The sequence below is a fragment of the Arthrobacter sp. MYb221 genome, from assembly GCF_002979835.1.
Taxonomy (GTDB): domain Bacteria; phylum Actinomycetota; class Actinomycetes; order Actinomycetales; family Micrococcaceae; genus Glutamicibacter.
The window spans coordinates 172,298-194,023 of record NZ_PCPW01000003.1 but is presented as its reverse complement, the minus strand read 5'-3'; the positions used below and the strand labels follow the sequence as shown (position 1 = coordinate 194,023).

The 21,726-nt window shown below is 61.5% G+C and carries 20 protein-coding genes; 13 read left to right on the top strand and 7 right to left on the bottom strand.

Annotation, left to right across the window (positions count from 1 at the left end; all coding sequences use genetic code 11):
* Positions 1 to 36 precede the first annotated feature (36 nt).
* The gene (locus CQ015_RS05455; RefSeq protein WP_105552391.1) at positions 37 to 597 is read right to left on the bottom strand and encodes a DUF3093 domain-containing protein; all 561 of its coding nucleotides are present in this window, start codon (positions 595 to 597) and stop codon (positions 37 to 39) included.
* A 132-nt stretch (positions 598 to 729) separates the two neighbouring features.
* On the opposite strand from CQ015_RS05455, the gene dut reads away from it, so the two are divergent.
* The 4 genes from dut (at position 730) to CQ015_RS05435 (ending at position 3,062) form a co-directional block, all read left to right on the top strand.
* Positions 730 to 1,188: a dUTP diphosphatase gene (gene dut / locus CQ015_RS05450; RefSeq protein ID WP_105552390.1), complete on the top strand. Its 459-nt coding sequence runs from the start codon at positions 730 to 732 to the stop codon at positions 1,186 to 1,188.
* Positions 1,189 to 1,226: 38 nt separating this feature from the next.
* Complete coding sequence (locus CQ015_RS05445; RefSeq protein ID WP_105552389.1) at positions 1,227 to 1,910, top strand: DUF3710 domain-containing protein; 684 nt, start codon at positions 1,227 to 1,229, stop codon at positions 1,908 to 1,910.
* 82 nt (positions 1,911 to 1,992) lie between these two features.
* On the top strand, positions 1,993 to 2,289 hold the full coding sequence (locus tag CQ015_RS05440; RefSeq protein WP_258141571.1) for a hypothetical protein: 297 nt from the start codon (positions 1,993 to 1,995) through the stop codon (positions 2,287 to 2,289).
* 65 nt (positions 2,290 to 2,354) lie between these two features.
* Positions 2,355 to 3,062 carry a DUF3159 domain-containing protein gene (locus tag CQ015_RS05435; protein WP_105649555.1) on the top strand — a complete coding sequence of 236 codons (708 nt, stop codon included), beginning with the start codon at positions 2,355 to 2,357 and terminating at the stop codon, positions 3,060 to 3,062.
* Positions 3,063 to 3,064: 2 nt separating this feature from the next.
* Here the strand turns inward: CQ015_RS05435 and CQ015_RS05430 are convergent, their stop codons facing one another.
* Positions 3,065 to 3,730, bottom strand: coding sequence for a TrkA family potassium uptake protein (locus CQ015_RS05430; protein ID WP_105552386.1), 666 nt, complete (start codon positions 3,728 to 3,730; stop codon positions 3,065 to 3,067).
* Between the two features lie 17 nt (positions 3,731 to 3,747).
* Positions 3,748 to 4,422, bottom strand: coding sequence for a TrkA family potassium uptake protein (locus tag CQ015_RS05425; protein ID WP_105552385.1), 675 nt, complete (start codon positions 4,420 to 4,422; stop codon positions 3,748 to 3,750).
* A gap of 143 nt (positions 4,423 to 4,565) precedes the next feature.
* Between CQ015_RS05425 and CQ015_RS05420 the strand changes: the two genes are divergently transcribed.
* The 8 genes from CQ015_RS05420 to CQ015_RS05385 all read left to right on the top strand — a co-directional run bounded on the left by CQ015_RS05420 (position 4,566) and on the right by CQ015_RS05385 (position 15,553).
* The gene (locus CQ015_RS05420) at positions 4,566 to 6,581 is read left to right on the top strand and encodes an APC family permease (RefSeq protein ID WP_105552384.1); all 2,016 of its coding nucleotides are present in this window, start codon (positions 4,566 to 4,568) and stop codon (positions 6,579 to 6,581) included.
* 5 nt (positions 6,582 to 6,586) lie between these two features.
* Positions 6,587 to 7,909, top strand: a complete 1,323-nt coding sequence (locus CQ015_RS05415; RefSeq protein WP_105649554.1) for a class I SAM-dependent RNA methyltransferase — start codon at positions 6,587 to 6,589, stop codon at positions 7,907 to 7,909.
* Positions 7,910 to 8,099: 190 nt separating this feature from the next.
* Positions 8,100 to 10,808 carry an aconitate hydratase AcnA gene (gene acnA / locus CQ015_RS05410; RefSeq protein WP_105649553.1) on the top strand — a complete coding sequence of 903 codons (2,709 nt, stop codon included), beginning with the start codon at positions 8,100 to 8,102 and terminating at the stop codon, positions 10,806 to 10,808.
* 113 nt (positions 10,809 to 10,921) lie between these two features.
* Positions 10,922 to 11,776 (top strand): phosphotransferase family protein, encoded by an 855-nt coding sequence (locus tag CQ015_RS05405; RefSeq protein WP_105649552.1) that lies wholly within the window; start codon positions 10,922 to 10,924, stop codon positions 11,774 to 11,776.
* Between the two features lie 180 nt (positions 11,777 to 11,956).
* Positions 11,957 to 13,924, top strand: coding sequence for a 1-deoxy-D-xylulose-5-phosphate synthase (dxs, locus tag CQ015_RS05400; protein WP_105552512.1), 1,968 nt, complete (start codon positions 11,957 to 11,959; stop codon positions 13,922 to 13,924).
* Positions 13,925 to 13,932: 8 nt separating this feature from the next.
* Positions 13,933 to 14,508: a DUF402 domain-containing protein gene (locus CQ015_RS05395; RefSeq protein ID WP_105552511.1), complete on the top strand. Its 576-nt coding sequence runs from the start codon at positions 13,933 to 13,935 to the stop codon at positions 14,506 to 14,508.
* A 34-nt stretch (positions 14,509 to 14,542) separates the two neighbouring features.
* On the top strand, positions 14,543 to 15,112 hold the full coding sequence (locus CQ015_RS05390; protein WP_105568890.1) for a hypothetical protein: 570 nt from the start codon (positions 14,543 to 14,545) through the stop codon (positions 15,110 to 15,112).
* Between the two features lie 105 nt (positions 15,113 to 15,217).
* On the top strand, positions 15,218 to 15,553 hold the full coding sequence (locus CQ015_RS05385) for a hypothetical protein (protein WP_105649551.1): 336 nt from the start codon (positions 15,218 to 15,220) through the stop codon (positions 15,551 to 15,553).
* A gap of 246 nt (positions 15,554 to 15,799) precedes the next feature.
* Here the strand turns inward: CQ015_RS05385 and argG are convergent, their stop codons facing one another.
* The gene (gene argG, locus CQ015_RS05380; RefSeq protein WP_096286375.1) at positions 15,800 to 17,227 is read right to left on the bottom strand and encodes an argininosuccinate synthase; all 1,428 of its coding nucleotides are present in this window, start codon (positions 17,225 to 17,227) and stop codon (positions 15,800 to 15,802) included.
* Positions 17,228 to 17,363: 136 nt separating this feature from the next.
* Between argG and CQ015_RS05375 the strand changes: the two genes are divergently transcribed.
* Entirely contained in the window at positions 17,364 to 18,338 is a 975-nt protein-coding gene (locus CQ015_RS05375) for an aldo/keto reductase (RefSeq protein ID WP_105552373.1), read from the top strand.
* A gap of 91 nt (positions 18,339 to 18,429) precedes the next feature.
* On the opposite strand, the gene CQ015_RS05370 is transcribed toward CQ015_RS05375, so the two are convergent.
* The 3 genes from CQ015_RS05370 to CQ015_RS05360 all read right to left on the bottom strand — a co-directional run bounded on the left by CQ015_RS05370 (position 18,430) and on the right by CQ015_RS05360 (position 21,718).
* On the bottom strand, positions 18,430 to 18,906 hold the full coding sequence (locus CQ015_RS05370; protein WP_105552372.1) for a ubiquinol-cytochrome c reductase iron-sulfur subunit: 477 nt from the start codon (positions 18,904 to 18,906) through the stop codon (positions 18,430 to 18,432).
* A 70-nt stretch (positions 18,907 to 18,976) separates the two neighbouring features.
* Positions 18,977 to 19,450 (bottom strand): Rieske (2Fe-2S) protein, encoded by a 474-nt coding sequence (locus CQ015_RS05365; RefSeq protein WP_105552371.1) that lies wholly within the window; start codon positions 19,448 to 19,450, stop codon positions 18,977 to 18,979.
* A gap of 153 nt (positions 19,451 to 19,603) precedes the next feature.
* Entirely contained in the window at positions 19,604 to 21,718 is a 2,115-nt protein-coding gene (locus tag CQ015_RS05360) for a 3-hydroxyacyl-CoA dehydrogenase NAD-binding domain-containing protein (protein WP_105649550.1), read from the bottom strand.
* Positions 21,719 to 21,726 lie beyond the last annotated feature (8 nt).

Here is a 21,726-nt window from a genome sequence, read left to right as displayed (position 1 = left end):
CACTCGATGCAAGAAACAGACTTTCGGGGCTAAGGGCTAGCCCTGTTCTTCGGTAGATTCCGGAGCGCGGAACTGGATAGCCTCTTTGGCTTCCTGTTCTGAGGAATCACGCTGAGCCTCCTCGGTGAATTCATACATCACACCGCCCAGAGCCGCGGTGAGCTCTTCGGGGCGGCGCGTGGAAGTGATCCAATAAGGGGTCTCATCGCGCGGATCGGTGACTTCCATGCGAACTACCGCATCGAGCCAGCCGCGCAAGTTCATGAATGCTAGTCCATGCAGCTTCTGGCCACGCTGCTTGAATGCTTCTTCGCCGCGATAGCCGATGGCCTCGCCGACGAATTTTCGCTCAATGGTAGCGCGGCCCACGGTGAGACTTTCTTCGGTGACTTCCAGGGTAGGGACCTTAAGCAAGAAGATCACCGCGATGCCGACCAGGACAATGAGTCCGATTGCGATACCCCAAGGGATACTGATCGGGGCGACCGCTACGCCTGCGGTGATCGCGATTAGTAAAGGCCAAATCCATGTGCCGACCGAAGGCCATAGCTTTTCACGGAATAGAACATTTGAAGCCTCTGGGCTGGGAGTACTCATACCAACCAGTTTAGGCAATTTTTCGGAGTTGAATAACCGCTCGGATTCACTGGCGCAACCCTTTGGCGGCGCGCGATAGAGTTGGACAGGTAGAAAACGACCAATCGATTTACCGGGAGATTAGAAAAACTCATGAATGAGCCCACGATTTCAGTCAAAATCAAGATGCTCGATCCGCAGCTCCCGGCCCCCAGCTACGCCCACCCGTCCGATGCAGGTGCTGATCTGCATGCCCGGGGTGACGTAGTGCTCAAGCCGGGGGAACGCGCATTGATCCCTACCGGGCTCGCCTTGGCACTCCCGCACGGATATGTCGGCCTCGTTCACCCGCGAAGTGGTCTGGCCGCGAAGCACGGTATTACCGTCGTCAACGCACCGGGTACTGTTGATGCCGGATACCGTGGCGAGATCATGGTCACACTGTTGAACACGGACAACTCCAACGACTTTGAAGTACGTCGTGGCGATCGTATTGCACAGCTGGTTATCCAAAAAGTCGAACTAGCCCATTTTGAGCAGGTCGAGTCCCTCGACGACACGGCTCGCGGTACCGGTGGTTTTGGTTCAACAGGCGGATTCAACGCTAACTAAGTACCCTTGGTGTAAGAGCGCAAAACTTTAAGGACATCATGTTTTTCAAGCGTAAGAAGTCGGTAGAGCAGCCGGTCGAAGAGCCAACCGTCGAGGAAAGCACTCCGGAGCCCACCCCTACCAGCGGCCCATTCGACATCAGCGACGTGCCCGAAACCGATAGCTACCTCGACTTCGGTTCGATTCTCGTCAAGCCGATCCCTGGCATGAAGGTGCGCATGGATATCGAACAGGCGAATCAGCGGGTTGTGGCGGTTTCGCTGGAGATCGCCGAATCGCGCGTCCAACTGATGGCTTTCGCTTCTTCGAAGTCGGCATCCCTATGGCCCGGTATCCGTGAAAAAATTACCGGCGATATCCATGGGCAGAAGGGTGAGATCTTCACCCGCGAAGGAGAATATGGCGAAGAGCTTCTCGCCAAGGTTCCGCAGCAGCTGCCTGATGGCCGTGCCGGACACGTCGCGCTGCGTTTCGTGGGCGTCGACGGGCCGCGTTGGTTCCTGCGCGCGGTCGTTGGCGGTGCCGCAATCGCCGATGAGGAAGCTACCCAGATCGTTGACGAACTGCTGCGTAGCGTCGTGATCAACCGCGGCGATAAGCCACTGCCGCCGGCTGAGCTACTTCCATTGAACGTACCGAGCAATGCCAGTACCCGCGTCGAGACACCCGAACCGGAAATCACCCGTCCGGAACGCGGCCCTGAAATCACCCAGATCGGCTAATGGCATGTCCTGCGAGCCCGGCCCTTTAGAGGCCCATCTTGGCAGCAGGGAAATCAGGCCGGCACACCTGCGCCTGGAGTCCTTGTCCGAGTTGCCGGTAAAGGGGCGAGTTGAGCACCTCGGGTACATTCAGTCGGTCAGCTACTCGGCCCCCAACACGCCACCGCGTCTGACCGCCGTAGTGGTGGACCGGTTGGCTGGAGTTGGTGGGCGCCGTGGCACCGTTCCGCATGTAAAGCTGCTGTTCATGGGCCAAAAGCAGGTACCCGGGATTAAACCCGGAGTAAAAATCAGATATGCGGGCATGGTTGCGCAGGTCGATCATGTGCCCAGCATCTTCAACCCGCGCTACCTGATCGTTCCGGTCAACCGCCGCTAAGTTTTGGGTTCTATAGTTGCCGTATAAGCAGGTCTCGCACCGCGACCGAGGCAGAAGTGAGAAGCATGAACAACGAAGAACAGCCAAACGAGCCGCAACGCCACAAGGAGCACTCGTTGGCTTCGAGCCTCGGACAGAATGCAAAGCTGGCGCAGAATGCCGACGGCGGGATCGATGTCATCGCCAGCGTTGGCGGTACCCGCGGCATCGTTGAGACGGTGCTCCCGGGTTTCGTGTTCGTCATGGTGTACGCGCTCAGCCTAGAGCTTTCGTGGGCGTTGATCGCCTCGATCGGGCTCGGGGTGCTGTTCATGATCGTGCGGCTAGTGAAGAAGTCATCGCTGATGCAGGCCGCCAGCGGTCTCATCGGGATTCTGATCTGCGCCTTCGCGGCTCGTGCCACAGGTGAAGCCAAGGACTACTATGTTCCAGGCTTCTTTATCGGCGCCGGCTATCTGCTCGCGATGCTGATTTCGATTATCGTCAAGTGGCCGCTGGCCGGGGTGCTCTTCGGATTCATCCGCAACGAGGGAACCGCTTGGCGTTCCCAGCCGGCAAGGCTACGCCGCTACAGCGTCGCGACGTGGATCATTATCGGGGTATTCATTGCACGTCTCGCGGTGCAGTTGCCGATGTACTTCGCCGACAATGTGGTGGCCCTGGGCCTTGCCCGCGCGTTGATGGGCGCCCCGCTGTATGCCGCTGGGCTCTGGTTCGCCTGGCTGGTATCCCGTCCGGCCAAGGACATCCAGCCGGAGCAGACTCGGCAGTAAAACTAGCGGGCCGCTCCGCGCAGAGTGCGTCGCAACGGGCTTTCAGCCTCGGGAGTGGTGATGAAGAAGATTTCGTCTCCACCCTCGATCACGTCATCATCGCTGGGCGGGAACGGCGCCTTATCGCGCACCACCGCCACGATGGTGGTGTCTTGAGGCCAGGTGACACGGCCCAGGGTACGTCCAATCAGCGCCGAATCGTGCGGCACGGTGAATTCGACCATATGCACCTCACCGCTTTTGAGCGTCAGCAGGCGTACCAGGTCTCCAACTTCTACTGCCTCTTCGACTAAGGCAGTCATCAGCCGCGGGGTGCTCACCGCCACATCCACGCCCCAGGCGTCGTCGAACATCCATTCATTCTTTGGGTGGTTTACCCGTCCCACGGTTCGACGCACACCAAATTCGCTTTTGGCCAGCAGCGAGACCACCAGGTTAACTTTGTCATCTCCGGTGGCCGAGACGACCACATCGTATTCTTCGAGCTTGGCTCGCTGCAGGACCGCCAGTTCGCAGGCGTCTCCGATGAGCCACTGGACGTTTTCCAGATCTTCTCGGTCAGCCATTTCGGCTTTCGGATCGACAATGAGCACCTGATGGGAATTTAATACAAGCTCGCGGGCGATAGATGATCCAACTGATCCGGCCCCGGCAATCATTACTTTCACGTGTTTAGCTCTCTCCTTCAGTCGCTGACTGGAATCGGCGCATTGGCAAGGACTTTTTCCACATCTTTGCTTTTTTCAAGGCGCATCATGACATGGACCAAGTCGCCGCCTTGGAGGCGTGTGCGGCTTTCTGGGATGGTTCCTTCACCGAAACGGGTCAAGTAGGCGACCCGAACACCGGCAGCTTCTTCGAGCTCCTTGACCAGGTGTCCGTACCAGCCTCGATGCAAGGCGACTTCGGTTAACATCAGTCGGCCCGAGGGCTCGCGGTAATCGCCACGGATGGAATACTCGGGAAGGATGCGCCGCAGGACTTGATCTGTGCTCCAACGAACCGCTGCAACCGTGGGGATTCCCAAGCGTTGATAGATTTCGGCGCGTCCCGGGTCGTAGATTCGCGCCACCACATGCGGCACGTTGTAGCTTTCCCGGGCCACGCGGGTGGCGAGAATGTTGGAATTATCACCGCTGGAAACGGCCGCAAAGGCGTAGGCCTCGGCAATTTTCGCCTCCACCAGGGTATCCCGGTCAAAGCCCAAGCCGACGACCTTGGTTCCCGAAAATTCTTGTCCCAGCCGGCGGAAAGCCTCAGGATTTTGGTCGATTATCGCCACCGAATGTCCGGCTTCGTCTAGCGTATGGGCCAGCGCAACGCCTACGCGTCCGCAACCCATGATCACAAAGTGCGCCACCGCCAACTCCTTGTTTTCTTGCCACCAGTGCAACTTCTGTGTGCTGCGCAGTTCACAGCCACGCAAGTAACAATAGCGCGCCGCGAACCACGCGCCTGAGACGAGGGTACTGCCTATGGCGCGCCCTGCGATAACGTTATCTCGTGCCTGCTTTATTTGATGGTCTTAAAAGGATCCTCGTGGGCCGGCCGTTTAGCACCGAACAGCTCAAACGCAAGCCGCTCCCACCTAAGATCGCTCTGCCGATCTTCTCTTCCAGCGCGCTATCGTCTTTGGCCTATGCGCCGGACGAAATTCTGCTGACCCTAGCCATGGCGGGCATTGCCGCGACAATGCTCTCGCCGGCGGTAGGTGTGGCGGTACTTGTCGTGCTGCTAGTGCTCGTGCTGTCCTACCGTCAATCGGTGGAGGCCTACCCCTCGGGCGGCGGCGACTATGAGATCGTCCGGAAAAATCTCGGGCCGCGCTCCGGAACCACCGTGGCCTCGGCTCTCCTGGTTGACTTCGTGCTCACCGTTGCGGTGTCCAGTTCTTCGGCCGCGCAGTACCTCTCGGGCGTTTTCCCCGCCTTGGAAGAGCACCGGGCCTGGGTGGCCTCGGCGATTGTGGCATTCTTGGTCGTCGCGAACCTCCGCGGCCGCGGACAGGGGCGTTGGTCCCTGGCCATTCCGGTGTACCTGTTCGCCGCCGGAATGCTGGCAATGATCGCCATCGGCGGGGTCCTGGCGCTGACCGGAAATCTGGGGCTGGCGCCGAGCGCCGAGTTCAACATTATTCCGGAACAGGAATTTGAGACCGGCATGCACGGCGTCTTTGGCGCCTTGCTGATCCTGCGCGCCTTCTCCACCGGTTCGGCGGCGCTGACCGGTATCGAAGTGCCCATTTCAAATGTGCATCACCTGCGCAAGCCCCGGGCCCGAAACGCCGGGCGCATTCTGCTGGTGCTGGGTCTGCTCTCCGGGGTGCTCACGCTCGGAACGCTGATGCTCGCCCGAGCCACGGGAATCAAGGTCGTGGCCGATCCGCAGGCCTCGTTGATGCTCGCCGGCCAGCCAATCGCGCAAGATTATGTGCAAGTCCCGGTCTTGGGGCAGTTGGCTCAAGCCGTCTTCGGAGACTTCTTCCTCGGCACCGTGGTGGTGTCCCTGCTGACCATCGCAGTCTTGCTGCTCGCAGGCAACCAGGCATTTAATTCATTCCCCAACCTCGCCAGCCATTTGGCTGGGGATGGCTACCTGCCGCGTCAGCTACGCACCCGTGGCGACCGCTTGGGCTTCTCCAACGGCATCCTTTCCCTCGGCGCCGCGGCGATCGTGCTGATCTTGCTGTTCAGCGGTGATGTGACGATTCTGGTGCAGCTCTACGTGGTTGGCGTGTTCGTTTCCTTCACGCTCAGCCAGCTCGGGATGCTCAAGCACTGGTCCCGCGTGTTGATCACCGTCACCGATCGCAAGGTGCGCGCCGCCAAGCAACGCAAGCGCCTGCTGAACCTGATTGGGTTGATTCTTTCGCTGCTGGTGCTGGTGATTGTGCTCGCCACCCGATTCGTTCACGGCGCCTGGCTTGCGGTGCTTGGCATTGTGGCGTTGACCTTGATCATGGAGTCCTTGCAGCGTCACTATCAGCAGGTTGACGACGAACTGGCGATCTCCGACGAGCATTCGGCGACCGCGTTGCCAGCCCGTGTCCATGCCTTGGTGCTGGTGTCCACGGTGCGTAAACCGGTGTTGCGTGCGCTCGCTTTCGCGCGAGCCTCACGCCCCTCCAAATTAGAAGCGATCATCGTGGACATCGAAGCGGAGAAGACCGAGCAAACGTTGGCCGCCTGGGATCGATTGCGCATTCCCGTGCCGATTACCGCGCTTGCTTCGCCCTATCGCGAAATTGCCGGACCGCTCATCGAACATATTCGCTCGATTAAGCGTGAATCTCCCCGCGACCTCATCGTTGTTTACATTCCCGAATATGTGGTCGGGCACTGGTGGGAACAGCTGGTGCATAACCAGACCGCGCAGCGAGTGAAGAACCGCCTGCACTACGAACCTGGAGTGCTCATCGCCTCGGTGCCTTGGCGCCTGCTGAGCTCATCCGAAGCACTGATCGGTGGCCCGACCGAGGAATCCTCGGCACACCGCCATACAACACCTCACGAAGGATAACTTTTATGAACGCCACCGAAACCCTGCAGCTGCGGTTAGGTTCGATAGCCCACGGTGGACACACCGTAGCTCGCCATGAAGGACGGGTAATTTTCGTCCGCCACGGCATCCCCGGCGAACTGGTCAATGTGCGCCTGACCGATGCGGGCGAGAGCGCCAAGTTCTGGCGCGCCGATGTCGTTGAGGTCCTTGAAGCGAGCGAGCACCGCGTAGCGCACGTCTGGGAACAGGCTGACGCGTTGAAGCACCGCGATCCGGTTGGGGGAGCGGAATTCGGCCATATGTCCCTGGACTACCAGCGCGAGCTAAAAGCCCAGGTGGCTGCCGAGCAGCTGACGCGCTTAGGCGGCTTGAAGGCCGAAGACTATAATTTCCCGGCGGTACAGGCCGTGGCGGGCGACTCCACCGGTCTGGGCTGGCGTACCCGGATGTCCTACTCGGTCACCGAGGACGGCCGGCTGGCGATGAGCGGATTCCGCAGCAACGAACTCACCGCAATCGACAACATGCCCTTGGCGCATCCGGGTATCGAGGCCATCGGCCTGTATTCCGTGGATTTCACCGGGATCGACCGGGTGGAGGCTGCGGTCTCCAGCGAGGATGACTCAACCGTTCTGGTCTTGCTCTCGGAACTGCGTCCGGGCGCGGCCAAGCGGGTGGCGCAGCAGCTGTCCGAAGGGGTGAACGTTGCGGCGTTCAGCCAGATCGGTGGTTCTGCCGCCGATGGCAAGGGGGAGCTGCAGACCATCGTGGGCAACAGCTGGTTGACCGAAAAGGTGCTCGGCAAGACTTTCCGGATCACCGGCGAGGGATTCTGGCAGGTGCACCGTCAGGCAGCCACGTTGTTGACCGAACGGGTGCTGGACCTGACTCAGCCGGAACCGGGCGAGGTCATTGCCGACCTCTACGCCGGTGCAGGCTTGTTCTCGCTGCCCCTGGCAGAAGCTGTGGGGCAGCACGGACGAGTGTTCAGCATCGAAGGTGCGCCGGGAACCCATGCGGATGCGAAGAAGAACCTGGCCGAGGTGCGCCAGGTGACAGTGACCCGCGGACGCGTGGAACGGCTGATGCGCCAGCTGGCCCGCGAAGCAGACCTGGGTGCGGTCGTCCTCGATCCGCCGCGCACCGGATTGGACAAGCAGTCCGCCGCGGAATTGGCGGAAAGCGGCGTTCCACGCATTTGTTACGTCTCCTGCGACCCGGCTGCTTTTGCCCGTGATACGGCTCGTTTGATGGCACGTGGCTACGAATTAGATCACATGGAGATTCACGATTTGTACCCGCATACCCACCATATGGAGTCAATTGGCTTGTTCGTGCGCCGCTAAACGATGGTTTGCGTCCGTTGGAACACGAATTTGCGGGATTGTTTCTGCTGATCCGGCATTTTCTTTCAGTAACGGATAGACTGTTTTTAGCACTGCAGCGATACAAGCATGACAATCTCAGTTAGGAACGCCTAACTGGAATAATGTTTGCACATGCATGAAGAATGAGTGTCTGGCGAGAGGAGTCCCAATGAGTAAAGTGGACAGTTTCGGTGCCAAGGGCGTACTTGACGTCAAGGGAACCGAATACGAAATTTACCGACTGAACAAGGTCGAAGGCTCGGACAGCCTTCCCTACAGCTTGAAGGTTCTTTTGGAGAACCTGCTTCGCACCGAAGATGGCGCGAACATCACCGCAGATCACGTCAAGGCCCTGGGCCAGTGGGATGCATCGGCTCAGCCGAATACCGAAATCCAGTTCACCCCGGCGCGCGTCCTGATGCAGGACTTCACCGGTGTGCCTTGCATCGTTGACCTTGCCACGATGCGTGAAGCCGTGCAGGAACTCGGCGGCGATCCTACCCGTGTGAACCCGCTGGCACCTGCCGAAATGGTCATCGACCACTCCGTGCAGATCGACACCTTCGGTTTCGCCGGAGCGGTCGAGCGCAACATGGAAATCGAATACCAGCGCAATGGCGAGCGTTACCAGTTCCTGCGTTGGGGCCAGACCGCATTTGACGACTTCAAGGTCGTCCCACCGGGCACCGGTATTGTGCACCAGGTCAACATCGAGTTCCTGGCTCGCACCGTGATGACCCGCGAGGTCAACGGCGTGCTTCGTGCCTACCCGGACACCTGCGTCGGCACCGACTCGCACACCACCATGGTCAACGGCATGGGCGTACTTGGCTGGGGCGTTGGCGGCATCGAGGCCGAGGCAGCAATGCTCGGCCAGCCAGTGTCCATGCTGATCCCACGCGTTGTCGGCTTCAAGCTCGCTGGCTCGATCCCAGCCGGCGCAACCGCAACCGACGTGGTGCTGACCATCACCGAAATGCTGCGTAAGCACGGCGTGGTTGGCAAGTTCGTTGAGTTCTACGGCGAAGGCGTGGCAGCAGTGCCGCTGGCTAACCGTGCAACCATCGGCAACATGTCCCCAGAGTTCGGCTCGACCGCCGCAATGTTCCCAATCGACGATGTCACCTTGGACTACCTGCGCCTGACCGGCCGCAGCCAGGAGAACGTGGACCTGGTCGAGGCATACGCCAAGGAACAGGGCATGTGGCACGATCCAAACCGCGAGATTCGCTTCAGCGAATACCTCGAGCTGGATCTGTCCACCGTGGTGCCATCGATCGCCGGCCCGAAGCGTCCACAGGACCGCATCGAGCTATCGGGCTCGAAGGAACAGTTCCGCAAGGACATCCACAACTACGTTTCGAACTCGGAAGACACCCAGGGCGTTGGCCGTCCATCGACCGCAGTTGAGGTGACCAAGGAAGATGGCGAGAAGTTCACCATCGACCACGGTCTGGTTTCGATCGCTTCGATCACCTCGTGCACCAACACCTCGAACCCTTCGGTCATGCTGGCCGCAGCGGTGCTTGCACGCAACGCCGCCGAAAAGGGCCTTGCCTCCAAGCCATGGGTCAAGACCTCGGTCGCCCCAGGCTCGAAGGTCGTCACCGAGTACTACGAGAAGTCCGGCCTCATGCCGTACCTGGAGAAGCTCGGCTTCTTCGTCGTAGGCTACGGCTGCGCAACCTGCATCGGTAACTCCGGCCCGCTGGATGCCGAGATCTCCGAGGCCATCAACGCCAACGACCTCGCAGCCACCGCGGTGCTCTCGGGCAACCGAAACTTCGAAGGCCGCATCAACCCAGATGTGAAGATGAACTATTTGGCTTCCCCGCCATTGGTCATCGCCTACGCACTGGCCGGCACCATGGACTTCGACTTCGAAACCGATTCCCTGGGCAAGGACAACGAGGGCAACGACGTCTTCCTGAAGGACATCTGGCCATCGCCAGTCGAGGTTCAGGAAATCATCGATTCCTCGATCGACGAAGGCATGTTCGCCAAGGGCTACGAAGGCGTCTTCGAGGGCGACGACCGCTGGAAGGCGCTCGACACCCCAGAGGGTTCAACCTTCAAGTGGGACGAGAAGTCGACCTACGCGCGCAAGGCTCCGTACTTCGATGGCATGACCGCCGAACCACAGCCGGTTTCCGACATCGACGGCGCTCGCGTGCTGTTGAAGCTGGGCGACTCGGTCACCACCGACCACATCTCGCCTGCAGGTTCGTTCAAGTCGGAAACCCCGGCCGGACAGTACCTGATCGAGAACGGTGTGGATCGCAAGGACTTCAACTCCTACGGCTCACGCCGTGGCAACCACGAGGTCATGATCCGCGGTACCTTCGCGAACATCCGCATCAAGAACCAGCTGCTGGACGGCGTCGAGGGTGGCTTCACCCGCGACTTCACTCAGGACGGCGCTCCGCAGGCTTACGTCTACGACGCTGCCGAGAACTACAAGAGCGCTGGCACCCCGCTGGTCGTGCTTGGCGGCAAGGAATACGGTTCGGGCTCCTCGCGTGACTGGGCTGCCAAGGGCACCGCACTGCTGGGTGTCAAGGCCGTCATCACCGAGTCCTTCGAGCGTATCCACCGCTCGAACCTGATCGGCATGGGCGTTCTGCCACTGCAGTTCCCACAGGGCGAGTCCGCTGATTCGCTGGGTCTGACCGGTACCGAGAGCTTCTCGATTGCCGGCGTGACCGAGCTGAACAACGGCACCACCCCGAAGACGCTGAAGGTGACCGCTACCGCCGAAGACGGCAAGGTCACCGAGTTCGACGCCGACCTGCGCATCGACACCCCAGGCGAAGCAGATTACTACCGCAACGGTGGCATCCTGCAGTACGTCCTGCGCCAGATTGCCGCTGCTAACTAAGGTTTCCACCTGAAGTTGGTTCCGGTTTCTGGAACAACGCCGAAGGCCCCAAAGCAATTGCTATGGGGCCTTCGGGCATTTAATGCCCTCCGGCAAGGAACTAAGCTGAAGCCATGAGCGCTAACTGGCATCGTGGCCTGCTCGCCGACCCGCAGGCGGCATTGGTGCAGCAGTGGCTGAGTTCTCCGCTGCTGGTTGAAGATCTCTCGTGGGGTCTGACCGACACCCGAGTGCTGCGCCTGCGTTCACTCGGACGGGAATGCATCCTCAAGACGGCCGGATCGGCGAATCTTCATCTCGGCCGAGAGTTCAAGGCCCACGCAGGCTACACCGCCCCGTTGCTGGCACACGGGCTGACCGCTGCATTGCGTCATGAAGATCGGGCGCTGCGTCTGCTGCTCCTGGATTATTTGCCCGGTGTCTTATGCGAACGGACTTCCAGCGCCGATGACCCGGAGGTACACGAGCAGGCGGGTCGGGCATTGCAGCTCCTGCACGGGCAGTACGCCAAGGTGGACGAGGGATATGAAAAGAACTTCATAGCCAATGGCCTGAAATGGCTGGACGCAGAGCACCGGATTGAACCGAGTTTTGTGGCCGCCGCGCGCAAGATCTTCGCAGATTATCGTCCTGAACCGGTCCTCGTGGTGCCCACGCACGGTGATTGGCAACCGCGTAACTGGTTGATAGATCAAGGGAAACTGCGGGTGATCGACTTCGGCCGTTTCGCCTTCCGGCCCGCCGAAAGCGACCTGGCCAGGCTCTCGGCCCAGCAGTGGCGCGAGCATCCTGAACTAGCTACCGCGTTCTTTCGAGGGTATGGCCAGGACCCGCGGGAATTGCGCAGCTGGCCCATCGTGCAGCTGCGCGAGGCGATCGGCACCGCGGCCTGGGCCTACCAGGTCGGCGACACGGCCTTTGAAATCCAAGGACACCGTATGCTGCGCGACGCGTTGGAACTATTCTGAAAATACCGGCGGCGGCCCCAGGCTTGCGGGCTGCCGCCTAACAGTAGTCAAGGTCATTGCGGGTAAATTCGCACCTCACCGCAAGGTGACGGATAATGGAAATAGTCCTGCGAAAGCTACACTAAGAGTTTCGGATGGATCGACCGGTCCGTAGTGGGCGAACAAGTAAAGGGGATGACAGTGTCTTTGTTGGAGACCATCAACAAGCCTAGCGATCTGCGGGCACTTACCCTGGAACAATTAGAGGACCTCGCGGGGGAAATTCGCGCATTCCTCATCGCCAACGTGGCCCGTACCGGCGGCCACCTCGGACCGAACCTCGGGGTGGTCGAACTGACCTTGGGCATTCACCGTGTCTTTGACTCACCCACCGACTCCATCGTCTTCGATACCGGTCACCAGTCCTACGTGCATAAGCTCGTCACCGGACGCCAAAACTTCACCACCCTGCGTCAGCAAGGTGGACTTGCCGGTTATCCGGACCGCGGAGAGTCCGAACACGACATCGTCGAATCATCCCACGCCTCCTCCTCCCTCTCTTGGGTCGATGGCATCTCGCGGGCCAACAAGCTGCGCAAAAACACCGAGCGCTACGCGATTGCGCTGGTCGGTGACGGCGCGCTGACCGGTGGCATGGCCTGGGAAGCGGTCAACAATATTGCCGCCGACAAGGATCGCAAGGCCATCATCGTGGTCAACGACAATGGACGCTCTTATGCGCCGACCATCGGCGGACTCGCCAACCAGCTCTCGGGCCTGCGCCAGCAGCTGGATAAGTTCCGCACCCACCCGTACTACGAAGATGCCATGAGCAAGCTCAAGGGCAGGCTCAAGGACTCGGGGGCGGTAGGAAACTTTGCCTACAAGTCCCTGCATGCCACCAAGAAGGGCATCAAGGACTGGTGGGCTCCGCAGGGCCTGTTCGAGGATCTGGGGCTGAAATATATCGGACCCATCGATGGGCACAACCAGGGCGCCGTAGAAGAAGCATTGCTCCAGGCCAAGCAGTTCGGCGGCCCGGTGCTGGTGCATGCGATGACCGAAAAGGGCCACGGCTATGCGCCGGCCATTGCCGACGTGGCGGATCAGTTCCACGCCGTGGGCGTGATCGACCCGGAGACCGGCACCCCGGTGTCCAGCGGGGGAGCGCAGAGCTGGACCAGCGTCTTCGGCGAGGAAATCGCCGTAGTGGCGGATGAACGCGAGGATATTGTCGCAATCACCGGGGCCATGCTGCAGCCGGTGGGCCTGAAGAAGATGGCCGACAAGTACCCCGAGCGCGTCATCGACGTGGGAATCGCCGAGCAGCATGCCATGACGGCCGCCGCGGGACTGGCCTTTGGCGGCCTGCACCCGGTAGTTTGCGTCTACGCGACCTTCCTGAACCGGGCCTTCGACCAGCTGCTGATGGATGTGGCACTGCACAAGGCCGGGGTCACCATCGTGCTGGACCGGGCCGGAGTCACCGGCCCCGACGGCCCAAGCCATCACGGCATGTGGGATATGGCGCTGACCCAGATCATTCCAAATCTGCACCTAGCCGCCCCTCGTGATGCCTCGCGGCTGCGCGAAGAACTCCGCGAAGCGCTGGCCATCGACGACGCGCCGAGCGTGGTGCGGTTCTCCAAGGGCTCGGTGGGCGAGGAAGTCGAGGCGATCGACCGGCTGCCAGATGGGGTGGACGTGCTGGCACGGCTCGGCGACCGGGCGGCCCCGGATGTGCTGATCGTCTCGGTGGGCGCGATGAGCGAGCTCTCCCTGGACGTCGCACACCGGCTGAACAGCCAAGGCATTTCGGTCTCCGTCGTTGACCCGCGCTGGGTGCTGCCGGTACCGGCTTCGGTGGTTTCCTTGGCCGCCCGCCACCGCATCGTGGTCTGCATCGAAGATGGCGTGCGCGCCGGGGGCGTCGGTTCCCGGCTGCGTACCGAAATGCGCGCTGCAGGGGTCGACACGGCCTTGAACGAGGTCGGTCTGCCCACCGAGTTCCTGGCTCACGGCAGCCGCGCCCAGGTGCTTGAACGCGTGGGGTTGACCGCCAAGCAGGTAGCCCGCGACACGCTGGCCCAGGTGCTCGGCACGAAGGTGCCCTTCGCCCGGCCGCTTCCTGGCCAGGAACTTCCCACCGGGCAGATTCCCAAGCTGTGAGCGGACCGATGCCATTGCCAACCGGGTTAACGCGGAACCCGGAGCCGATGAAATTCGGCTCGCTGATTGTCAGCCGCGCCTGGAAATACGACGGTAGCCCCCACTGGGTGGTCCCCGGTTTTTACCTGGGCTCCGATGAACACGGCCATTGGCTGCACCAGCCGGCCGGTTCCTTGGTCGCCAGGCCCGGAACCGCGCATCTGGCGGCTACCGACGCGCTGTGCCTGGTTCCGCACCGGGGCTTCTGGGTAGCGACCCTGTATTCAGATGCGGCCGATGACTTCGATGTCTACATCGATCTGGCTACTTCCATCGGCTGGCAGCCGCTGCGCCGCGGCGGGTGGGAAGTGAATTCCGTGGACATGGACCTCGACGTCATCCGTTCGCGCACCCGAGGCACGTTCCTGGACGACGAAGACGAATTCGCGGAGCATGCGCTCAGCATGAAATATCCCGAGGAACTGCAGCGCCAGATGCGCGAAACCAGCGCCACGCTATTGCACGACGTCGCCGAGAACCTGCCGCCCTTCACCCACGCACACCGACAGATCTGGCTGGCCAAGGTCGCGGAACTCCCGCACTGAGCCCGGCACCCAAACCTACCTAGAGGAAAAAACTATGGCGATCATCCGCACCTACCGTCTTGACGAGAAGAACGAACTGCAGTTCCGCGAAGCCTGGTACCAGCAGTTTGACGACGAGGAACTCGGACAGTTCGTGATCAACCACGGTACCGTCGGCCACATGTCAAAGACCAACGAAGTCCAAGATGTGAAGGCCGAACGCGCCGACGAGCTCTTCGCCGGATTCCTGGCCACCTGCGCGGAGGACGGCTTCGCGGAGATCCCTACCGAGGAACAGAGCTGGGTGATCGTGCAGTACGCGCTGAAGACGGTGGAAGGCACCGAACGCGACCGCTACATGGAGAAGAAGGCGACCGAAGCGCTGACCGGACACCTCGCCTGGCGGGGACTTGGCACCGTGGAGTCTAGCGACTTCGCGCCGCGCAAGTTGAACATCCGGGTGCTCTCACCGGCTCCAAAGCTTGCCGTCGCGGCGGTTAAGGTGTGCATCCGTGACGCCAAGCTGGACTTCACCAAGATGAGCGTGGGCACCGCGCCCTATGACAACCTGGAGGCCGTCAAGATGGCTCACCCGATGCCGGCGAAACCATTCTCACTGAGCTAGAAGCGACGGGGCAGCACGCTGACCCGCAGTAGCTGCGCCCGAAAGTGATGCTGAAGCCAGGCTTCTCCGCCATCGGCCGCACGAAGCACAAAGGACAAAGGACAAATGATTCCACAAGAGGATCGGGACGAATCCCCGGGAGCCACGCGTAAAACATCACAGATCGGGGCCACCCGAACACCACTTCACCTGGTGTTCCAAGCCTGCCTCGGTGTGATTGTTGGAATTGGCATTACCTCGCTGCTCGGCGACGTGCCCGGCGCCCAGCTGGCTCTGGGCGGCGTCTTCGTGGTGCTTGCCGCGTGGATCGTTGAGCAAGGTTTCCGGCTGCCGGCCCCGACCACGAAGACCGGATCGCGGATCCGCCTGGTCTTGCGCCTGGTTTCGCTGATCGGATTCACAATCGCCGTCAGCCCGCTGCTGGCCCTGATCGAAGCATGAGCGATTCACCACCAGCCAGCTAATCGCTAAGCGGTAACCGGAGCAAGCCCCTGCTCTTGGCCAGCCGATCGCCCGCGTGGTGCTGGGCTTCGGCTTGGCCTTGCAGCCGCTTTTGGTGCTCAACGGCTGGAGCGCAGCCAGCTAGCCGACCAGCAAGTTTTGGCATGCAGCGCAAAGCGCAAGAGCCGGCCGGAACAATCCCGCAAGGGAAAAGTTCCGGCCGGCTCTTTTGGCTTGCCGCGACGCTTAGTCGGTGCCGGAGTCGAACGCTGCGGACTCGATGGCGCGGTCCTGCGCCCGTCCGGAATCATCCACAGGCGAAGCGTCAACGATATCGTTGGCGCCGCCGTTCTCCAACGAGCCAACGAGCTTTGCGGTGGATCCACCGACAAGGCCCATGCCGGCGTACTGTTCCAGGCGACCGCGCGAATCGGCGATGTCCAGGTTGCGCATGGTCAGCTGGCCGATGCGATCCAGTGGGCCGAAGGCTGCGTCGCCTACGCGCTCCATGGACAGCTTATCCGGGTGGTAGCTCAGGTTCTCGCCTTCGGTGTTCAAGATGGTGTAGTCGTCGCCGCGGCGCAGACGTACCGTCACGGTACCGGAGATGGCCGAGCCGACCCAACGCTGCAGCGCCTCGCGCAGCATCAGCGCCTGCGGGTCCAACCAGCGGCCTTCGTACATCAGGCGGCCCAGGCGGCGGCCTTCGTTGTGGTAGCTGGCCACGGTGTCTTCGTTGTGGATGGCGTTGACCAGACGCTCGTAGGCGATGTGCAGCAGCGCCATGGCCGGAGCCTCGTAGATGCCGCGCGACTTCGCCTCGATGATGCGGTTTTCGATCTGGTCGCTCATGCCCAGTCCGTGACGACCGCCGATGATGTTTGCCTCGTTGACCAGGGCCACCGGATCGGTGTATTCCTTGCCATTGATGGCAACCGGGCGGCCGGCGGAGAAGGTGACCGAAACATCCTCGGCCTTGACCTCGACGGATTCGTCCCAGTACTTCACGCCCATGATCGGCTCGACAGCCTCGAGGGAGGTGTCCAGCAGTTCCAGGGTCTTCGCCTCGTGGGTTGCGCCCCAGATGTTGGCGTCGGTCGAGTAGGCCTTTTCGGCCGAGTCGCGGTAAGGGAAACCGTGTTCCTGCAGCCATTCGCTCATCTCCGAGCGTCCGCCGAGCTGAGCGACGAATGCCGGGTCAAGCCATGGCTTGTAGATGCGCAGCTTCGGGTTGGCCATCAGGCCGTAACGGTAGAAGCGCTCGATGTCGTTGCCCTTGTAGGTCGAACCATCGCCCCACACGTCAACACCGTCTTCGCGCATGGCGCGCACCAGCAGGGTGCCGGTGACCGCGCGGCCCAGCGGGGTGGTGTTGAAGTAGGCTTTTCCGCCCGAGCGAATGTGGAAGGCACCGCAGGAAAGCGCGGCCAGACCTTCTTCGACCAGGGCTGGCTTGCAATCGACCAGTCGCGAGGCTTCGGCGCCGTATTCCAGGGCGCGGTCCGGAACTGCATCGATATCTGGCTCGTCGTACTGGCCGAGATCGCCGGTGTAGGTGTACGGGATGGCGCCCTTGTCGCGCATCCAGGCAACTGCGACCGAAGTATCAAGGCCGCCGGAGAACGCGATACCTACGCGTTCGCCTACAGGGAGAGAGGTGAGGACTTTAGACATGTTTCCATCCTAATGGATAAATATGCAACACAGTGAATTGAGGCGTGAAATGTTCCGCACACCGTCCTACCCGATAGCCTATGGGTAAGTAGCCGTTGCGTGAAGCGGCCCCACGAAAACAATCAAAGAGGTGCTTATGGAATTTCGTCAGCTTGGCCGCAGTGGTCTGAGTGTTTCCGTCGTCGGACTCGGTTGCAACAACCTGGGGCGCCCCGGAACCGCCACGGAATCTCAAGAGGGAACCGACGCGGTGATCCACGCCGCCCTCGATTCAGGAATCACCCTCTTCGATGTTGCCGACACCTATGGGCGCGAACCCGGATTGTCCGAAGAGCGCCTGGGCAAGGCGTTGGGCGCCGCCCGCAAGGACGTGGTCCTAGCGACAAAATTCGGCATGGATATGAAAGGCGTCAACGGGCCCGACTTTGCGGCTCGCGGCTCGCGGCGTTATATCGTCAACGCCGTGGAAGCCTCGCTGCGCCGACTTGGTACCGACCATATCGACCTGTATCAGTTCCACACCCCTGATGCGAACACTCCCATTGACGAAACCTTGCGTGCCCTGGATGACCTGGTCACCAGCGGCAAGGTGCGCTACCTCGGCCATTCCAATCGGTCCGGCTGGCAGATCGCCCAGGCGGAATATGTGGCCCGCGAGCTGGGAACGGAGCGATTCATCTCGGCGCAGAACCACTACAACCTAATCGACCGCCGGGCCGAACTGGAAGTGCTGCCCGCAGCCAAGGAGTTCGGGCTCGGGGTCCTTCCCTACTTCCCGCTGGCCAATGGATTGCTCACCGGAAAGTACGCCAAGGGCTCGGCGCCCCAGGGCAGCCGGTTGACCCATGCCCGCCAGCAACTACTGGAAACCAGCGATTTCGAACAGCTGGAGAAGTTCTCCGCCTTTGCCGCCTACCGCGATCTGGCACCGGCCGAGCTGGCCTTCTGCTGGCTGGCTGCACAAGAGCCGGTGGCTTCGGTGATCGCCGGTTCCACGCGCCCAGAGCAGGTCAAGGCCAATGCGCACGCGATTCGGTGGGTGCCCACCACGGAGGAAAGCGCTGAAATCGACGCGATCTTCCCTAGCCCGCAAAAGGTTGCCCTGTTTTAGCGGAACACCGCCAAAGACGCGGAGCTAAGGTGCGCCAGCCCAAGAAGGGGTCGGCGCACCTTAGCTCCGTGAACTGTCAGCTGTCCGTGGTTCAGGAATCCTGCGGCGGGAAGACGAGGATGTTCTCGCCCTCGATGGCCGCCGCGTAGCGAACCAGCGGTCGCGGGGCCGGCCCACCGAGCACAGTACCGTCCTGGTAGGCATAGCGTGATCCGTGGCAGGGGCAATAGAAGTTCGCCTCATCGGTGTCCGTGCCGACCGCGCAACCTTGGTGGGTGCAAATATTCGAGTATGCCAGCACCGTGCCCGCGTCGGCGCGATAGAGTAAGACTCCTAGGTCCTTGCCGCTTGCTGGACCGCGCACGATCACTTCGGCCTTGCCGTTCTCGGGCAATTCTGCCGTGCCGAGCACAATTTGCCCTTCCCCGCTGGGGCTGGGCGCCTCGCTCGCCGGGATAGCTGGCTCGGAGGAGGATCCGCCGCTACAGGCGGTGAGCGCAACGATGGTTCCTGCGGCACCGGCCGCCCCGAGCAAGTTGCGGCGCGTTGGTGGGATAGATCCATTCATAGGCCAATTGTTGCAGACGATGCCCGGGCTGGCACTAGCCCAAGGGCATTTATTCCTCCGCCGCCCGTCGCTAGGCCTGGCCCAGATACACCACGATCTGCTCATCTTCGATGGTGCAGGCATAGCGAGGCAGGGCGGCAATGGCCGGACCGGCGGACACCGCACCGTCGGCGGGTTGGAAACGCGAGCCGTGGCAGGCGCAGTAGAAATCATCTTTGGAAGATTTCGTAGTCACCGCACATCCTTGATGAGTGCAGATATTCGAGTAGGCATGCACGGTCTTCGCATCCTGGCGGAAAAGCAAGACGCCTATTTCTTCACCGGTAGCCGGGTCCTTCGCCACGACCTGTGCGCGGGACTTCTCGGGAAGGTCCGCCAACGGCAAGACGTTCTGCGCTTCGCCGGCTGGTTCGGGCACTTGCCCGGGCGTCGGATTCGGGGCGGCAGATTCTCCGTTGCCGCAGGCGGCGAGCAGGGCGCTGGATCCTAGAAGCGCGGAGGCGCACATCACCGTGCGGCGGGCTGGGCGTGCAAATTCGGTCATACCGGGATTCTCTCAGATGAACCTGTGCCATAGCTAAGTTGAAGATTACTCTCGTCTCTAGTCAACGCCGATTGTGTCCGGCATGGACAACGCCCCGTGCTGCCAACGACTCCGTGGGGGAGTTGGCAACACGGGGCGTGAACTGCCGGGGTGTTAGGAATTGAATTTCTTCCCGTTCACCCGCTCGGAGGCTCCGACCTGATCCAGATACGGGGTGATCCCGCCCAGATGCATTGGCCAACCCGCACCGGTGATCATGCACAGATCAACGTCGGCGGCCTCGGCGACCACCCCTTCGGAAAGCAGCAGGCCGATTTCTTCGGCCAGCGCATTCTGCACCCGGGTGAGGATCTCATCCTTGGTCGACGGCTTGCCGCCGAAGCTCAGCAACGCTTGGGCCGCGGGATCCAGCATCGGCTGGCCGTTGCCGTCCTTGGCCCATAAGCTGGTGATCTTCGCGTCGACCAATTTGCCGAGGTTCTCGGACACCGCGAACCGATCCCCGAAGGACGCGTTGAGCGACTCGTTGACGTGCTGCGCGACGGGCAGACCCACCATGGCCAGGAGCGTGAACGGCGTCATCGGCAGGCCCATGGGAGTCAGCGCGGTATCCGCCGTCTGCGCGTCGGTGCCTTCGTCGAACGCGGCCTGAACTTCGCTCATCAGCCGCAAGAGCACGCGGTTCACCACAAATGCCGTGGCGTCCTTGGTGCGCACCGTCGTCTTGCGCAGGTTCTTGCCCAGGGCGAAGGCGGTGGCTACGGTGGTTTCATTCGTCCACTGCGTCGCAGCGATTTCCAGCAGTGGCATCACCGCTACCGGGTTGAAGAAGTGGAAGCCGACAAGGCGTTCGGGATGCAACAGGTCCCGTCCCATCTCGGTGACCGAGAGCGAGGAGGTGTTCGTGGCCAGGATGCATTCGGGGGAGACGACGGCTTCCACCTCGGCGAAGACCTGCTTCTTGACGTTGAGTTCCTCGAAGACCGCCTCGATGACGAAGTCGGCATCGGCGAACACCTCCTTGGTGACCGAACCGGAGACCAGCGCCTTGGCGCGGTTGACCGCGTCCTGGCTCATCCGGCCTTTGCCGTGCAACTTGTCGATCTCACCGTGGATGTAGGCCAAGCCCTTGTCGATGCGTGACTGATCCAGATCGGTGATGATCACCGGAACGTTCAACTTGCGCACGAAGAGCAAGGCCAGCTGGCTGGCCATGAGGCCCGCGCCGACCACGCCGACCTTGGTAACCGGTCGGGCGAGCTTGGCATTGGGCGCTCCGGCCGGGCGCTTGCCGCGCTTTTGCACCAGCTCGAGGAAGGCATACACGGTATTTTTGAACTGGTTGGTGGCCATCAGCTCGGTGAGCGCCTGGATTTCCAGTTCGGCCGATTCCTTTTGGGTGAGCTTCAACCCCCGGCGGAAGACTTCGAGCACCTTGTAAGGCGCGGGGGCTGCTCCGGAAAGTTTCGCGTCGACAAACTGTTCGGCCTTGTCTGCCGCCTGCAGCCAGCGTCGGGCTACCTCTGGATCGCTGGGGTCTACCGAATTTTCTCGTTTGACCTCGATGTCGCCGCTGAGCACGCCGTCTGCGAACGCGACCGAGCTCTCGATGAAGTCGGCGGGCTCGAATAGCGCATCGGCCACACCGAGCTTGTAGGCCGCCGGGCCGGAGAGCGTGCGGTTGTTGTTCAGCGGGTTCTCCACCATGACCTGCAACGCGTTTTCTGGTCCGATGAGCCGCGGCAGTCGGTAGACGCCGGCCCATCCCGGGATCAGGCCCAGGAAGGCTTCGGGCAGCCCCAGGGCTCCGGCTGCGGTGCTCACCGTGCGGTAGGTGCAGGCCAGCGCGATTTCCAGGCCGCCACCTAGGGCAAGCCCGTTGGTGAACGCAAAGGTCGGCACCCCTAGATCTGCGAGCAATGCGTAGGCTCGGTGCCCGAGGGTGGCCATCGCGGTCGCCTGCTCCGGTGCGGAGAGCCGGGTGACCGCCGAGAGGTCGGCGCCGGCGATGAGGAAGTAGGGCTTGCCGGTGATGGCCAGTCCGTGGATTTCGCCGGCCTTGGCGCGGGCCGCCTGCTTTTCGAGCGCGGCGTGCAGCTCCAGCAGGCCGTTGGGGCCCAGCGTGGTGGGCTTCTTATGGTCCAACCCGTTGTCCAGGGTGAGCAGTACCAGGGTTTTGCCGCTCGGTAGGGCTACATCCTTGGTGAACGAGTGGGTGATCGTTTCATCGTGCATGAGTTCGGCTACGGCCGAAAAGTCCTGAGTCATTTCTTGCT

Excerpts from the sequence above, each read along its gene's own strand:
- acnA (WP_105649553.1), top strand. The coding sequence starts at position 8,100 with ATGAGTAAAGTGGACAGTTTCGGTGCCAAGGGCGTACTTGACGTCAAG.
- CQ015_RS05390 (WP_105568890.1), top strand. The coding sequence starts at position 14,543 with ATGGCGATCATCCGCACCTACCGTCTTGACGAGAAGAACGAACTGCAG.
- CQ015_RS05415 (WP_105649554.1), top strand. The coding sequence starts at position 6,587 with ATGAACGCCACCGAAACCCTGCAGCTGCGGTTAGGTTCGATAGCCCAC.
- argG (WP_096286375.1), bottom strand. The coding sequence starts at position 17,227 with ATGTCTAAAGTCCTCACCTCTCTCCCTGTAGGCGAACGCGTAGGTATC.
- CQ015_RS05455 (WP_105552391.1), bottom strand. The coding sequence starts at position 597 with ATGAGTACTCCCAGCCCAGAGGCTTCAAATGTTCTATTCCGTGAAAAG.
- CQ015_RS05365 (WP_105552371.1), bottom strand. The coding sequence starts at position 19,450 with ATGACCGAATTTGCACGCCCAGCCCGCCGCACGGTGATGTGCGCCTCC.
- CQ015_RS05405 (WP_105649552.1), top strand. The coding sequence starts at position 10,922 with ATGAGCGCTAACTGGCATCGTGGCCTGCTCGCCGACCCGCAGGCGGCA.
- CQ015_RS05435 (WP_105649555.1), top strand. The coding sequence starts at position 2,355 with ATGAACAACGAAGAACAGCCAAACGAGCCGCAACGCCACAAGGAGCAC.
- CQ015_RS05445 (WP_105552389.1), top strand. The coding sequence starts at position 1,227 with ATGTTTTTCAAGCGTAAGAAGTCGGTAGAGCAGCCGGTCGAAGAGCCA.
- dut (WP_105552390.1), top strand. The coding sequence starts at position 730 with ATGAATGAGCCCACGATTTCAGTCAAAATCAAGATGCTCGATCCGCAG.
- CQ015_RS05375 (WP_105552373.1), top strand. The coding sequence starts at position 17,364 with ATGGAATTTCGTCAGCTTGGCCGCAGTGGTCTGAGTGTTTCCGTCGTC.
- CQ015_RS05385 (WP_105649551.1), top strand. The coding sequence starts at position 15,218 with ATGATTCCACAAGAGGATCGGGACGAATCCCCGGGAGCCACGCGTAAA.
- CQ015_RS05360 (WP_105649550.1), bottom strand. The coding sequence starts at position 21,718 with ATGACTCAGGACTTTTCGGCCGTAGCCGAACTCATGCACGATGAAACG.
- CQ015_RS05370 (WP_105552372.1), bottom strand. The coding sequence starts at position 18,906 with ATGAATGGATCTATCCCACCAACGCGCCGCAACTTGCTCGGGGCGGCC.
- CQ015_RS05395 (WP_105552511.1), top strand. The coding sequence starts at position 13,933 with ATGCCATTGCCAACCGGGTTAACGCGGAACCCGGAGCCGATGAAATTC.